Here is a 12,532-nt window from a genome sequence, read left to right on the forward strand (position 1 = left end):
AATGGGCAGAATATGTGAGGTTGCGCAGACTCGGGGAAGAAGGTACGGCAACCGACAGGAGGTTGCTGTGAAGGGTGGAGATCTGGAACTGGGCGAGTTGCTGGCCGCTGCGGAAGCGGCCCCGCCCGGTGAGTCCGTCGACGTGGTGGCACACGACCTGCAGAAGCGGTTCGGTGCCGAGGCCGTGTCCTTCCTGTTTGTCGACCTCATCGGCCAGCGGCTGGTACGCCTCGCCGCGACCGGTGACAAGGCCGCCACCCCTGGCGAGCCGATCGACCTGCGGGGCAGCGTCTACGACAGCGTTCTGCAGAGCCAGCGCCAGAATGTGGAACCGGACGGCCAGGGCGGACGACGCGTCATCACGCCCGTCACCAACCGCGGCGACTGCATCGGCGTCCTGGAGTTGAGCCTGCAGTCCGCAGACGACACCGTGCTGCGCCAGGTCCGCCACGCGGCCCACGCGCTGGCCTACATCATCGTCACGGACCGCCGCTTCACCGATCTGTACCACCAGGGCCGGCGCACCACCGAGACCAGCCTGGCGGCGGAGATCCAGCACCAGTTGCTTCCCTCGGCCTCCTGCTGCGAGGCGGCCCAGTTCACTCTGGCCGCCGGACTGGTCCCGGCCGACGACATCGGTGGCGACACCTACGACTACACGCTCGACCGCGACACTCTGCACCTGTCGATCACGGATGCCATGGGCCACGACACGAACTCTGCTCTGTTGGCCACCTTGCTGGTCGGCGCGCTGCGGCGGGCACGTCGCAGCGGCTGTGACGCCCTCAAGCAGGCCCGCCACGCCCACGAGGCCCTGCTGAGCCACAGCCGCGGCCTGGCCACCGGACAGCTGCTGTGCGTCGACCTCGAAACGGGGCTGTGCGAACTGGTCAACGCCGGCCACCCCCGGCCCCTGCTGCTGCGTGACAACGCCGTCGAAGAGGTGAAACTCGCCGTCAACCTGCCCTTCGGTGTGGCGGCACCCACCACCTACCGCCTACAGGAACTACCCCTGAGCCCCGGGGACCGCCTGGTCCTGCTCACCGACGGAATGCAGGAACGCGGTGCCGCGGCCGTCGACCTGGGCTCGGTCATTCACGACACCCGCGCGCTGCACCCGCGAGAAGCCGTCCGGACCCTGACCGCCGCGGCGCTCGACGCCTGCCACGGCAACCTCAAGGACGACGCCACGGTCCTGATACTGGACTGGCACAGCAATCGCAGCCGACCGGCCTGACCGAGCCCCGACCCCGCAGAGAATGATGGCCTACTCCTGAGTCCCTACTGAGAGCGGTCCCGGTGACGTACCCCGCCAGAGGCGTCTTGAATGCGGCCGTTGGCCGTACGAAGCGCGTGTGAGCGCGGACGGGAGGAAGACTCGGCAGACTCGGCGGCAGAGGGGGTGGGGGAAGCGGCCCCTCGACTCTTCGCCGTCCCACAGTCGGCGAAGAGCCATTCGATCTGTGTGATCTTCAGGCCACAGCGAGCGCGTCTTGCTGATGCGATTGTGGGCAGGCGTACCGGAGACCTCGCCCCCTATGGAGACCAGTCATGACGACCTCCCGCGCGCAGCGGCCCTCGCCCGGTGCAAGGCGTGACGACGCCGCGCCGGAACCAATGGGCCAGGAGGTGGACGCGGCGGTGCAGCGGCACCCGTAGCCGGTAGACCGTCCGAGCCGGGCCGAGCAGGGCCTCAAATATTCAGGGCCTGCTCGACGGTGGGGTGGCTGGGGATGAGTACGGCGATGCGCAGTCACCTTTGAGCGTCACTCACGCGCCGGTGAGCGGCGACGAAGACGTTGATCCCCCTGGAGTCCAGGGAGGTCACGCCGCTGAGATCTACCGCTGAGGGGTGTGGGCGAGCGATATGAAGTCGCCCCTCTCCCTGCCGAGGAAGTGGGCCGCGGGCTGAACCCTTGTCGTCCAGCTCGACGGTGGGCGACGTCCGCCGAGATCAGGACGGCTCCCCGGCCGAAGTGATGACATCGGTCGCCGTCTCCGCAAGTCGTGCGGAGCCTCCGACGACGAAGCTCGCGCCGTTGATGTGGTGGCGGATCAGCATGGCGTGCATGCCAAACGAGGCGCGGCCGGGGGCGAGGGAGTGGTCGCCGTAGTGGCCGCTGAGCACCGCGCGCAGCTCCGCGTCGTCGGTGGGGAAAGCCGTCGCATCCATCGACCCCGCAACCACCTCCCCCTCAAAAGCGCACGAAAGAGCTTCTCCTGGCAGGACCGCCGCGACCTGCTCGTCCGTGCACGAAACGGTACGAGGCCGAGCACGACTGGCTCACCACCGGTCCGCTTCCCGCCGTATGCACCCCTTCGACACATCCGATGACCTCGACCGTGTCCTCCGCCGGAAGTTACGCAGGATACAGCTCCGGCCACACCTGATCGACGGCTGCCTCACCGCCGGCGGCCTCACCCTCGCACCACCGACCCCCACCCGGAAAACGTCCCGACCTGATCAGCTGTCCTTGCCCATCGCCTTGCGGACGGCGTCACGAGTCCGGTCGATCACGGCTGCCACGGGTCCGACGGCGACATTCTCCGCCGCCGTCTCCACTCCCGGATGCGGGCGGGTGGGCGCCATGGCCTCGGCAGCACGGACAGCCGTGGCCATCAGGGCGAGCTGCTGCGCTCCGGCCTTCTCGCGCAGCCCGGGGAACTCGTACTGTTCCTCCGAAGCCGCGTGCTGAAGCACGTCCGCGCGCAGTTTGCGCAAGGCGGGCATGAACCCGGGGTCGTCGGGGTTCATGTCGTCGAGCTGGCTCAGCTTCTCCTTCGCGGCCCGCTCCTCTTCCAGACGGTCGTCGACCACCTGCTCACCGTCCTGCAGGAGACGACGGGCTGAAGGGTGGACCACCTCCTCCTCGGCGGTCTCGTGGACAGCCAGCAGGCGGACCAGTCTGCGGAACGCCTCCTCCCGGTCGTCGGCCGTGGCGTTCTCGACCTCGGCGAAGAGATCACGGATGTGGTTGTGCTGCTGCATCAGCAGTGCCACGACGTCGGCGTTCTCGCCGGCGTCATCGAGGTGGGGCATGGCGTCGGTCAAGAGATTCTCCCTTGGGGTGCGATCCCGAAGCGGCGTCGGCCCGCAGACAGCGGGCACCTGGGCTTCGTCCAGGTTCTCGCTGGTGACGGGCGGCCACGACCGCGCGGGGCCGAACGGCGCAGGTGATCACCCAGACCGAGCAGCCGGGATCTTGACGTCGCACGGCTGCCGCGCGCCGCTCCGCATCGCGGCCGGCCACGGGGGGTACCCGGGCCGGGTCTCAGGAGTGTCGGGCCGTGAAGGGGGCGTCGCGATGGGCGTGCACGACCGGATCGCCGAGTTGCGCCGCGTCGCCCGGGAGCGGTTCGGGTGGAGTGACCTGGCCGCCGAGCAGACGGAGGCGATGGAGGCACTGCTCGAGGGCCGCGACGTGCTGGTCGTCATGCCCACCGGTTCCGGCAAGTCGGCGATCTATCAGGTGCCGACCGTCATGCTCGGTGGTCCGGCGGTCGTGGTGTCGCCGCTGATCGCCCTGCAGCGCGACCAGGTCGCCGGCCTGCGGGAGAGCGCGGCACCGGACGCCGTGGCCGTGAACTCCGCACAGCCCCGGTCGGCCACCGAGAGGGGCTGGCGGGCGATCCGGGACGGTGATGCCGAATACCTGTTTTTGTCCCCCGAGCAGCTGACCAAAGAAAGTGTCGTGGAACAGCTGCGGGAACTGGGCCCTTCGCTGTTCGTCGTGGACGAGGCCCACTGCGTCTCCGCCTGGGGACACGATTTCCGTCCCGACTACCTGAACCTGGGCGAGGCCGCCGAACGGCTGGGCCGCCCGCCGGTACTCGCTCTGACGGCGACGGCCGCGGCCCCGGTCAGGGCGGACATCGTCGAGCACCTGCACATGCGCGAGGCCCACGTCGTGACGACCGGGACCGACCGGCCCACCATCCATCTGGCGGTGCGCACCTTCACCGACGACCCCGCCAAACGCGAGGCGGTCGCACGCTGGACGGCCCAGGCGTGCGCCCCGGGCATCCTCTACACCGCCACCCGCAAGGACGCCGAGACGTACGCGGGGCGGCTTCGGCAGGACGGGGTGGACGCCGAGGCGTACCACGCGGGCATGAAGGCAGCCGACCGCCGCCGGATCCACGACGGCTTCATGGCCGGCGCTCCCGCCGTGGTGGTGGCCACCTCCGCGTTCGGGATGGGCATCGACAAGGCGGACGTACGGTTTGTCGCCCACGCGTCCGTCCCGGAGTCACTGGACTCCTACTACCAGGAGATCGGACGCGCCGGCCGGGACGGGGAGTCGGCCCGCGCGGTGTTGTTCTACCGCCCCGAGGACCTGGGACTGCAGAAGTTCCTCACGGCCCGGGCCCTGGACGCCGACGCACTGCGCCGGATCATGACCACGCTGCTCGGCCAGGGCGTCCCGCAGAGCCGTAGCCGGGTCGCGCAGCTGTGCGGCCTGTCGCGCCGGAAGACCAGCGATCTGCTGAACCTGCTGGAAGAGGCGGGAGCGGTGACCGTCGAGGGCAGGCGCCGCGCGGTCCGGGCCCTTCCCTGCCGCACGGCGGACGAGGCCACCGAAGAGGCGGCACGGGTGTTCGAGCGGCGGCGCCGCGTCGACCGCTCGCGCATCGAGATGATGCGCGGCTACGCGGAGACGCCGACCTGCCGCCGCCAGTACCTTCTGGGTTACTTCGGCGAGCAGCTCGACGCACCGTGCGGGCGGTGCGACGTGTGCGACCGCGAGGACGAGCACCCCGCCACCGGGACCGGGCATCGGGACGCCGCTCCCCCACCCGGGCACGGGCCCTATGAGACGAACGACCGGGTGCGCCACGCGGAGTGGGGTGCGGGCACGGTGATGCGCACGGAGGAGGACCGCCTCGTCGTGCTGTTCGAGCAGGTCGGCTACAAGACGCTGTCGCTGACAGCAGTACGGGAGGGCGACTTGCTGACCGGCGCCTGACGCGCCTGGCGATTGGGCCGTGACCGGGCCGAGCAGCGGGTGAGAACACCACAAACGGTGCACCGCGCCGCGTCGGGGTACCCGTCACTGGACACTGTCGGCAGCCGCTGGGGCGGACGGGCGTTGCGGCCGGTCTGCGCAGGGGAGAGATTCATGCCCGAGACGATCAAAGAGCAGACGGTTGAGCAACTGGGCGGCCCGAGCAGCGTGCTGGCCCGGCAACTCCGTGATCATGCCGAGATGGACAGGTTGATGGACCGCTATCAGACCCTGGCGGACGGCGAGGACCGCGAACGGGTCCTGCGGGAGACCGTCCAGCTGGTCTTCAGCCATGCCTTCGCCGAGGAGACCGTGCTGTGGCCGGCCGTCCGTCGCTCGGTCGAGGACGGGCACGAGTTGACCTTGCGGGTCGAGGCGGAACACCAGCAGATCAACGATCTCGTCGCCGACATCGAACGCCTGAGTCCGGGTTCTCCTGAGCGTGAGGAGAACGTACGGCGAGTCTTCGCGCTGATACGGCAGGACATCCGCGACGAGGAGGACCTGGTGCTGCCCCGGCTGCGGGAAGCGCTGCCCGCCGCGCAGCTGCGCCGGCTCGGCACGGCATGGGACACGGTGCGACGCAGCGCGCCCACCCACCCCCACCCCGTCATCCCGCGTCGTCCCCCCGGCAACGCGGTCCTGGGTGTGCCGCTCGGTCTCTATGACCGGATGCGCGACGCCTTCGGACTGAGCACGCCCATGGCCGCTGCCAAGAAGGTGTTCACCGGGCTCGCCGGGGTCCTGGTGCTGGCCGCGGCCGTCGCGATCCGCCGCCAACGACGTTGAACCAGCCGGGTGCGGCGCTAAGTGCCGAGGGCACCGCGGGCAGGCCGTCGACGTCGGCACGCACCTTCTGATCGGGAGGCATCATGTCCGTGTGGTCATGGGTCCGCGAACACCTGGGGGGTCGCTCGACCGAGCCCTCCGCAGAGGTCCGTTCGGGTCGGTCGGAGGACACGGGCGGTAAGCCGGACACCGAGGCGGCGGACCGGCACAGCACGACGGGGACGACGCCCAACGACGTCTTCGTGGGCCGGGTCGCGGGCGACGACCCCGGCTACCTGGAGACGGGCGCCGACAAGCGCGCCGAACCGGACACCGGAGAGGGCGACGAGACCACGACATCGAGGTAGGGAAGACACCATCCGGCATCGGTGATCGCCTAGGCCTGTTGCGAAAGTGCCGCCTGCCGCGCGACGCCCGGCACGCACTCTCGCCGCACCGGCCGGACGACTGGCCGTCCGCGTGCCGAATCCGCCCTGTCCTCGCTGTGCCGCCGGCTGAGTGACCGCCGCGATGCCGGTTGGCGCGGGAACCGGCCTCCAACTCCTGCGACGTCGAGCATGGGCGGCGTTCCCCCTCCCTGTCCCGAAGCGTGTTCTGCCCTCCCTGTGGGCCGGTGTACTTGTGCTTGGCCCTGTCCTGGCGGGTACCCGGCGCCGGGCATCCCCAGCCGACGTCGTCGTACAGCGGGAAGGAAGAGCCATGAGCGACTCCGTCCGGTCCGACGCCGCACCGGGCACCGGCTCCGCGTCCCGCAGGTCCATGGCCGTCTGCGCGCTGATCGGTGCGGCGGTCATGGCCTCGGTCGACGAGATCGTCTTCCATCAGATCCTGGGGTGGCACCACTTCTACGATCGTTCCACCTCCGGCGTGGGTCTGCTGTCCGACGGACTGCTGCACACCGCCGAACTGCTGGCTCTGGTCGCGGGGTTCTTCCTCTACGCCGATCTGCGCCGCCGCGGGGCCCTGGTGTCGGCCCACGCGTGGGCGGGCTTCTTCCTCGGGCTGGGCCTCTTCCAGCTGTTCGACGGGATCGTGGACCACAAACTGCTGCGCCTGCACCAGATCCGCTACGGCGTGGACGTCGCCCCGTACGACTGGGCGTGGAACATCGCCGGCCTGGTCCTGCTGCTCATCGGCGTGATCCTGGCCCTGCGTGCGGCCCGCCGCAGCGGGGCCGGGCCGGCGTCGTGACACTCGCGCACGTCCACCCCGGCCCGGCCACCGGACCTGGGACGGGCCAGCTGCTCACCGTCGTGGCCGCGCTGCTGGTGGCGGTGGCGTATCTGCTGGCCGCGGGGCGTCTGCGGCGGCGCGGGGATGCCTGGCCCCGATGGCGGGATGTGTCGTTCACCGCCGGGGGCGTCGGTACGGCCTGGGCGTCGGGGGGAACTGTGCCGGGAGGACCGTTCACCGGGCACATGATCCAGCACCTCGTCGTCGGCATGGCCGCCCCGCTGCTGTTCGTCGTGGCCCGCCCCCTCACCCTCGCCCTGCGAAGCCTCAGGCCCGGCCGGGCACGACGACGCCTGCTGGTCCTCGCGCGATCCCGTCCCGTCGGCTGGCTCGTCCTCCCACCGCTTGCGGCCCTGCTGGACGTGGGCGGCCTCTGGCTGCTGTATCGGACGGAGCTCTTCGCGGCCATGAGGCACCAGCCGTTGCTGCACGGCGTGGTGCACGCGCACATGCTGGCGGCAGGGCTCGTGTTCACCTTCGCCGTGTGCCAACTCGATCCGGTGCGCCGTCGCTGGAGTGTCGCCGTACGCGGTGCCACCTTGCTGGCCGCCGGCGCCGCGCACGAGGTGCTCGCCAAGACCCTGTACGCATTGCCGCCGCCCGGCACCGACTTCACTCCTGCCGACCTGCTCAGAGGCGCCCAATGGATGTACTACGGCGGCGACGTGGTGGACGCGGCCTTGGCGGTGGTGCTGGGCATGGGCTGGTACACGGCCGGCGGACGTGCCCGCGCCCGTCGCACCCGACGTGGAGCTGCCCCGACCGGTACGGCGACATCCGCAATCTGTTCGACGAGGTGGAGAAGACCACCGGGGACGAGCGGCGGGGGCCGCCTTTCGCCGCCTCGTCCGCCTGCCTCACAGGGCAATACACCTAGCTCCTCGCACTCTCCGAACGGCCGGCCCACCCGATCGGCGCGGTCGGCTTCCGTGGAGCTGGGGCTTCAACTACATCGAGAACATGGACGGCAACGCAGATACGGGCAGTGACTCCCAACCGCGAAGGCACCTTCCGGGGGAAGTGCGCCGAACTTTGCGGCGTCGACCACGCCCGGATGCTGTTCAACTGTAAGGACCCCGGGCATGAGCAAGGCCAAGGCCGTGCCGGGCGGTTGCTGAAGGAGGCAGAGCAAGGTGTGCTCACTCCAGCTCGCTGTGCACGTCGCTGAGGCGGGGAGTCTCGGCAGGCTTCGCCGCTCGGGGAACTCTGCGCGACGGCCCCGCGCAAGCCGTCAACGAGCCAGCGCCTCATCAGCCAGGAATCGGCGCCACCCGGCGTTGATCAGCCGTGGTATCGAGGGAAATGTCCGGTTCAATAAGACGGCGGTTCCACCAGCCGGGGCGGGCTGCCGCGATCGCCTTCAGTCGGCGGTGTTCCGCACGCTGGGCGGCGACGAGGAGGGGAACCAGCGCAGGAGCCAGCAGCGGCAGGCGTCGCCGAGCGGAGTCGTTCTCCAGGAGCAAGGCTGCCACATCCTGCGCGACCCGCCCGGTACGCCGTAGGCGCGCGGGCCAAGAGCAACTGCTCACGCGCCCGTCAGCAGGTCGTGCTCCCGAGAGCTGCCAGGGACAGCGTCCTGGAGCCGGCCTGCTCGATGCGGCGGCGCCGGACACGACGACCAAGATCGGCGTCGACTCCAGCAGGGCCTTGACCTGTTGAGGCGTGATCATGCCGTCCTGGTCACCGATCCGCCGCGCTAGGATCCGCGCTTCCCGCTGATCGCGTCGATGAGCTCTTCCTTGCGCATGTCGTGAACACCGCTGAGACCCTTGTCGCGGGCCATGTCGCGCAGCTCGTCCATGTTCATCTCGCGGAGTTGCTCCTCGGAGACCTCCTGGGACGCCTCGGACGTTCCAGACGTCTCCGCCCCGCCGCCCATGGAGGCTCCGGCAGGCGTCGTCGCGCTGGGCGGGGACGTGGGGTACCCCTCGCCGGCGTCGCTCGAGCCCATCTGCTCGGCCAGCCGACCCAGCAGCTGTTCCGTCTCGCGGCACTCCTTCGCGGACAGCTCGAAGTACGGGGTGCCCTTGAACTCCTCGGCAGCGTCCGCGCTCGCGCGCAGGACGGTGCGGGTCGCCTCGATGATCGCCATCGTCGTCGGCGCGTCGTATCCCGTCTGGCGGGCCAGGATCCGGGCCGCGACCGTACACAGGTCGGCGCAGTCGTTGTCCAGGCGCACACACTTGATGGACATCACGATCTTTTCCGGGTCCTGCTCGGCGGCGGCCGCGTCGGCGCAGGTCAGGCAGACACCGGCGCACTCGTACAGCTTGTCGACCGCCTCACCCAGCATTTTGGGCGGCATCCCGGTCTCGGCGGGGTAGGCGTCGAGCAGCTTCTCGACCAAGGACATGGCATCCTCCGTACATCAGGGGAGGGGCCTGAAATGTCCGTTTCGCGTGATTCGCGCCACGGGTACCCGCACCTGCGCTCGCCACCCACTCTGATGGCGTTGTAGCCGGCCGCGGATCTCGCCGGTACTTTGCGCGGCCCATGTGGCGGGCCCAGGCGATATGGGAGAGATGAGCGGCACAGTCGGGGTACTCCCCGCCCACCGGCGCCCACCGGGAAGCCCCCGCCGAGCGACCGGTGGGTGAAGGCGGTCGTACCGGGTACTCGCCAGGGCATGCTCAAGCGCGCACTGTGGCAGGGGTTGCTCGCCGGTACCGCCGGAGGCGTCGTGATGACTCTCGGCGAGAAGATCGAGCAGGCCGTCACCGGCCGGCCCGACTCCCATGTGCCCGCGCGTGTCCTGCAGCGGCTGACCGGTCTGCCCGAACGACCCGGCCCCCAGCCGCTGCCGGTCAACTGGGGCATGCACTACGGCCAGGCCGCCCTCCTCGGGGTGCTCCGGTCGGTCATGGCCCAGGCCGGACTGCGCGGACCGGTCGCCTCCGCCAAGTTCGCCGTCGTCCGCCTCACCAACGACCAGATCCTGGAGAACGCGACCGGCGTCGGCGCCCCGCCGCAGAGCTGGCCCCGCAAGGAACTCGTCGTGGACCTGCTGCACAAGGCCGTTTACGCCTTCGCCACGGGTGCCGTCGCCGACGCCCTGGCCGCCCGCGGCGGCCCGGGCCCCGGACAGCGCCACGCCGCCGCCCGCCCCGGCCGCCACGCCCACGTCGGACCCCTGCCCCGCAGGCATGCCTACGGGGCATGAATCCGGCGGTCGTCACCGAACGGCGCGTCGGGAGCAGCCGTCCGGGAGGTCCGGGCGGTGATAACGGGAGCCGCTCGTTCACCGTCGGCCGCTCCTGACGTCCCCCGTACTCCGCGCGGGGGACGAACGCAGCCACGCGACGATCCATCCGGTCTGCATTGCGGCGTCGAGGAGGTACGTCGGCCGGATCCGCCCCTTGGGTACGTAGACCAGGTCGACGGCCAGCAGGGTCAGGGCGGTGCCCAGCCCGACGCGGCGGGCGTGGGCCGGGCCTTGCGCGTCCCCGACCGCCGCGAGCTGGGCGACGCCGGCGGAGGTGAGCAGTCCGCCCGTCGTCATCTGCAGCCACACGTCGGTCTTCGGGCCGAAGACCGACTCGAAGCTGCGCAGGTGCAGCAGGGGCCACAGGCCGCCCACGATGTTGAAGGCACCGTGCGCGACCGCGAGCGTGTGGGCGGGCTCCCACACTCCGGTTCTGCTCAAGGGACATCCCTCCGTAGGCTCCGGCCGGGTACCCCTGCCCAGGCGCCGTCACTCCGGGCCGAGTTCGACCGTCGTCGTGACCCGGTGACGGAGGGGTTCCTCGGCGCCGAACCGAACCCGAGGCGCACGGGCGGCTCGACGGGTGCCATCGCCCCGAGTTCCGCGCCTCCGTAGGCGGCCGAGACGGCACGGATCGGCAACAGGTCCCGGGCGCCGTACTACTCCCGGCGGCCCTGCCCGGCGCTGCCGCGGGTGCGCACGCCGGGCAGCAGCAGGCGGGCGGGCCGGTCCGTCAGCGCGCTCCATTCCGGGCGGCGGCGAGCGCGCCGGGCACGGTCCGCAGCGCGAAGCCCAGAAGCCCTCGCCGGCCGGTGGTGAAACGCAGGTCGAGGGGCCCGGCGGTGACGGTCCAGGCGTGATCCGTGACGCTCACCTCGACCGGGACGACACGGACCGTGTCGAAGACGTAGGTGCCGCTGATGAAGTCCGCTGTCGCGCGCGTGGGGGCCAGCAGCAGCCCTGTCCCCATCGGTCCGCTCCAGCATCACGTCACTGAACGCTCCGAAGGGCGAGCCCTGCCAGTGGCCGAGCACGATCCGTGTGCCGGAGGAGGTGCCCATGCCCGCGATCCAGCCGTCGAAGCGCACGCGCGGGCCTCGCGTGACGGCGCCGGAATCCGGGCGACCGGAGTCAGGAAGGCTGGGAGACGCGCTCCGGGACGCACGGCCTGGAGGGCCCGAGCCGTACATGCCTGACTCCTTCCGAGAAGTGCACCAGAGGCTCACCGAGGGGGGCTTCCCGCAGACCCGCCGCGGCGGTCAGTGTCTCCTCCAGTACGTCGACGCCGGCGTCGGCCAGCGGCCACGGCTCGTGCTCGACGGGCGTCTCCCAGAGCATGCCGAGCCTGCGGGTATACGCCCGCCAGCGCGAGGTCAGCCACACCTCCCGCTCCGTCGGCTCGATCGGGTCGCCAGGCCGGACGACCAGGCGGTAGGACGCGTCACCGATCCATCGGGAACCGGAGTACGAGACGCTGTCCCCGTCCGCGGACACGCGGAGGGTGCCCGGGTTGTACGGTGCGCCGATGGCCCGGGCCGCCACCATCGGGGGGAAGGCGACCTCGATGGACAGGAACCAGATCCCGTCCCGGCCGTCACGGTGCCGTACGTACGTGCGCAGGTTGGTCTCCGCGAACGTCGGGAGGCCGGGCAGCGAGGCGGGAACACCAGGTGGTCGCACGTCCGCCATGACAAAGGGAGTGAGCCCCACCCAGGCAGCCCCCTCGTACTCATCCACGACCAGTCCCCCGGGCAGGAGCGCCTGGACCGCCTCAGGCCGGAACGGCCAGTGGACGAACGTCTGCGTCAGCCAGCCCGCCCGCAGAGCCGGCAGACGCACCCGCTGCTCTGCTCCGTATGCCACCACGGGCGTCGGGTCCCCCGCACACGATCGAAGGAAACCCACGGGGCCCGGCGCGGCGGGCGGAACGGCGCCGGCCAGATCATGAAGAACCGGGCGTCCGGGTGAGACGCCTCGCCCCGGCTCAGGGAAGGTAGTAGGTCTGCCGCAGGAACGCGGCCGTGTCCCGCAGGGCCTGGGTATAGCCCGCCTTATAGCGCGCGTCCGTGTCGGTGCGCCGGCTTTCGGCCTCCGCCCACTGGTCGAGGTGCAGGGCGATGTCGAGGTGGTTGCGGTAGAGCGTGCCGCGTTCGCCGTCGAGGGCCGCTCGTGTGCGCTCCTCGGCCCAGTCCTCCAGCTCGCCGGTATCGAAATCCAGCAGGGCCTCATCAGGCCGCTGCACGGTCTCCTCCTTCGTTCCCCTCAGGGCCGAGGACGAGCAGCCCAGTCGTCCCTCCCAGGT

Annotated in this window: 14 protein-coding genes and 2 pseudogenes; 8 read left to right on the plus strand and 8 right to left on the minus strand. The window is 70.7% G+C overall.

The features are described 5' to 3' along the window. Window positions 1-67 precede the first annotated feature (67 nt). The gene (locus tag ACIBL4_RS04550) at window positions 68-1,237 is read left to right on the plus strand and encodes a PP2C family protein-serine/threonine phosphatase (protein ID WP_399406398.1); all 1,170 of its coding nucleotides are present in this window, start codon (window positions 68-70) and stop codon (window positions 1,235-1,237) included. A 717-nt stretch (window positions 1,238-1,954) separates the two neighbouring features. Here ACIBL4_RS04550 and ACIBL4_RS04555 read toward each other — a convergent pair. Together ACIBL4_RS04555 and ACIBL4_RS04560 are read right to left on the minus strand one after the other, a co-directional pair. Beyond that, the gene (locus tag ACIBL4_RS04555; RefSeq protein WP_399406400.1) at window positions 1,955-2,173 is read right to left on the minus strand and encodes a hypothetical protein; all 219 of its coding nucleotides are present in this window, start codon (window positions 2,171-2,173) and stop codon (window positions 1,955-1,957) included. A gap of 291 nt (window positions 2,174-2,464) precedes the next feature. Continuing rightward, on the minus strand, window positions 2,465-3,040 hold the full coding sequence (locus ACIBL4_RS04560; protein ID WP_399406585.1) for a hemerythrin domain-containing protein: 576 nt from the start codon (window positions 3,038-3,040) through the stop codon (window positions 2,465-2,467). A gap of 265 nt (window positions 3,041-3,305) precedes the next feature. On the opposite strand from ACIBL4_RS04560, the gene ACIBL4_RS04565 reads away from it, so the two are divergent. From ACIBL4_RS04565 to ACIBL4_RS04590, 6 genes and pseudogenes are all read left to right on the plus strand, one after another. Further along, complete coding sequence (locus ACIBL4_RS04565) at window positions 3,306-4,967, plus strand: RecQ family ATP-dependent DNA helicase (RefSeq protein ID WP_399406402.1); 1,662 nt, start codon at window positions 3,306-3,308, stop codon at window positions 4,965-4,967. A gap of 153 nt (window positions 4,968-5,120) precedes the next feature. Continuing rightward, window positions 5,121-5,795 (plus strand): hemerythrin domain-containing protein, encoded by a 675-nt coding sequence (locus tag ACIBL4_RS04570; RefSeq protein ID WP_399406404.1) that lies wholly within the window; start codon window positions 5,121-5,123, stop codon window positions 5,793-5,795. An 83-nt stretch (window positions 5,796-5,878) separates the two neighbouring features. Next, the gene (locus ACIBL4_RS04575) at window positions 5,879-6,142 is read left to right on the plus strand and encodes a hypothetical protein (RefSeq protein WP_399406406.1); all 264 of its coding nucleotides are present in this window, start codon (window positions 5,879-5,881) and stop codon (window positions 6,140-6,142) included. 352 nt (window positions 6,143-6,494) lie between these two features. Then, window positions 6,495-6,986, plus strand: coding sequence for a DUF2243 domain-containing protein (locus ACIBL4_RS04580; protein ID WP_399406408.1), 492 nt, complete (start codon window positions 6,495-6,497; stop codon window positions 6,984-6,986). An 83-nt stretch (window positions 6,987-7,069) separates the two neighbouring features. Beyond that, window positions 7,070-8,017: a cytochrome c oxidase assembly protein gene (locus ACIBL4_RS04585; protein ID WP_399406587.1), complete on the plus strand. Its 948-nt coding sequence runs from the start codon at window positions 7,070-7,072 to the stop codon at window positions 8,015-8,017. Then, window positions 7,999-8,101, plus strand: a pseudogene (locus tag ACIBL4_RS04590) (cytochrome c oxidase subunit II); the annotation flags it as partial. The gene ACIBL4_RS04585 and the pseudogene ACIBL4_RS04590, both read left to right, overlap by 19 nt. 177 nt (window positions 8,102-8,278) lie before the next feature. Here the strand turns inward: ACIBL4_RS04590 and ACIBL4_RS04595 are convergent. Both ACIBL4_RS04595 and ACIBL4_RS04600 read right to left on the minus strand, forming a co-directional pair. Then, a complete protein-coding gene (locus ACIBL4_RS04595) occupies window positions 8,279-8,491 on the minus strand; it encodes a hypothetical protein (protein ID WP_399406410.1) in 213 nt (70 codons plus the stop codon). A gap of 233 nt (window positions 8,492-8,724) precedes the next feature. Then, window positions 8,725-9,381, minus strand: a complete 657-nt coding sequence (locus tag ACIBL4_RS04600; RefSeq protein WP_102910208.1) for a Rho termination factor N-terminal domain-containing protein — start codon at window positions 9,379-9,381, stop codon at window positions 8,725-8,727. Window positions 9,382-9,654: 273 nt separating this feature from the next. Here ACIBL4_RS04600 and ACIBL4_RS04605 point away from each other — a divergent pair, with 273 nt between their 5' ends. After that, window positions 9,655-10,188, plus strand: a complete 534-nt coding sequence (locus ACIBL4_RS04605; protein WP_399406412.1) for a hypothetical protein — start codon at window positions 9,655-9,657, stop codon at window positions 10,186-10,188. A gap of 78 nt (window positions 10,189-10,266) precedes the next feature. On the opposite strand, the gene ACIBL4_RS04610 is transcribed toward ACIBL4_RS04605, so the two are convergent. From ACIBL4_RS04610 to ACIBL4_RS04625, 4 genes and pseudogenes are all read right to left on the minus strand, one after another. Next, the gene (locus ACIBL4_RS04610) at window positions 10,267-10,671 is read right to left on the minus strand and encodes a hypothetical protein (protein ID WP_399406414.1); all 405 of its coding nucleotides are present in this window, start codon (window positions 10,669-10,671) and stop codon (window positions 10,267-10,269) included. A 48-nt stretch (window positions 10,672-10,719) separates the two neighbouring features. Next, window positions 10,720-11,291, minus strand: a pseudogene (locus ACIBL4_RS04615) (hypothetical protein). A 70-nt stretch (window positions 11,292-11,361) separates the two neighbouring features. Then, the gene (locus ACIBL4_RS04620; RefSeq protein WP_399406416.1) at window positions 11,362-12,069 is read right to left on the minus strand and encodes a YqjF family protein; all 708 of its coding nucleotides are present in this window, start codon (window positions 12,067-12,069) and stop codon (window positions 11,362-11,364) included. A 145-nt stretch (window positions 12,070-12,214) separates the two neighbouring features. Then, window positions 12,215-12,472, minus strand: coding sequence for a hypothetical protein (locus tag ACIBL4_RS04625; protein WP_399406418.1), 258 nt, complete (start codon window positions 12,470-12,472; stop codon window positions 12,215-12,217). Window positions 12,473-12,532 lie beyond the last annotated feature (60 nt).

This window comes from Streptomyces sp. NPDC050416, assembly GCF_044458845.1.
Taxonomy (GTDB): Bacteria; Actinomycetota; Actinomycetes; order Streptomycetales; family Streptomycetaceae; genus Streptomyces.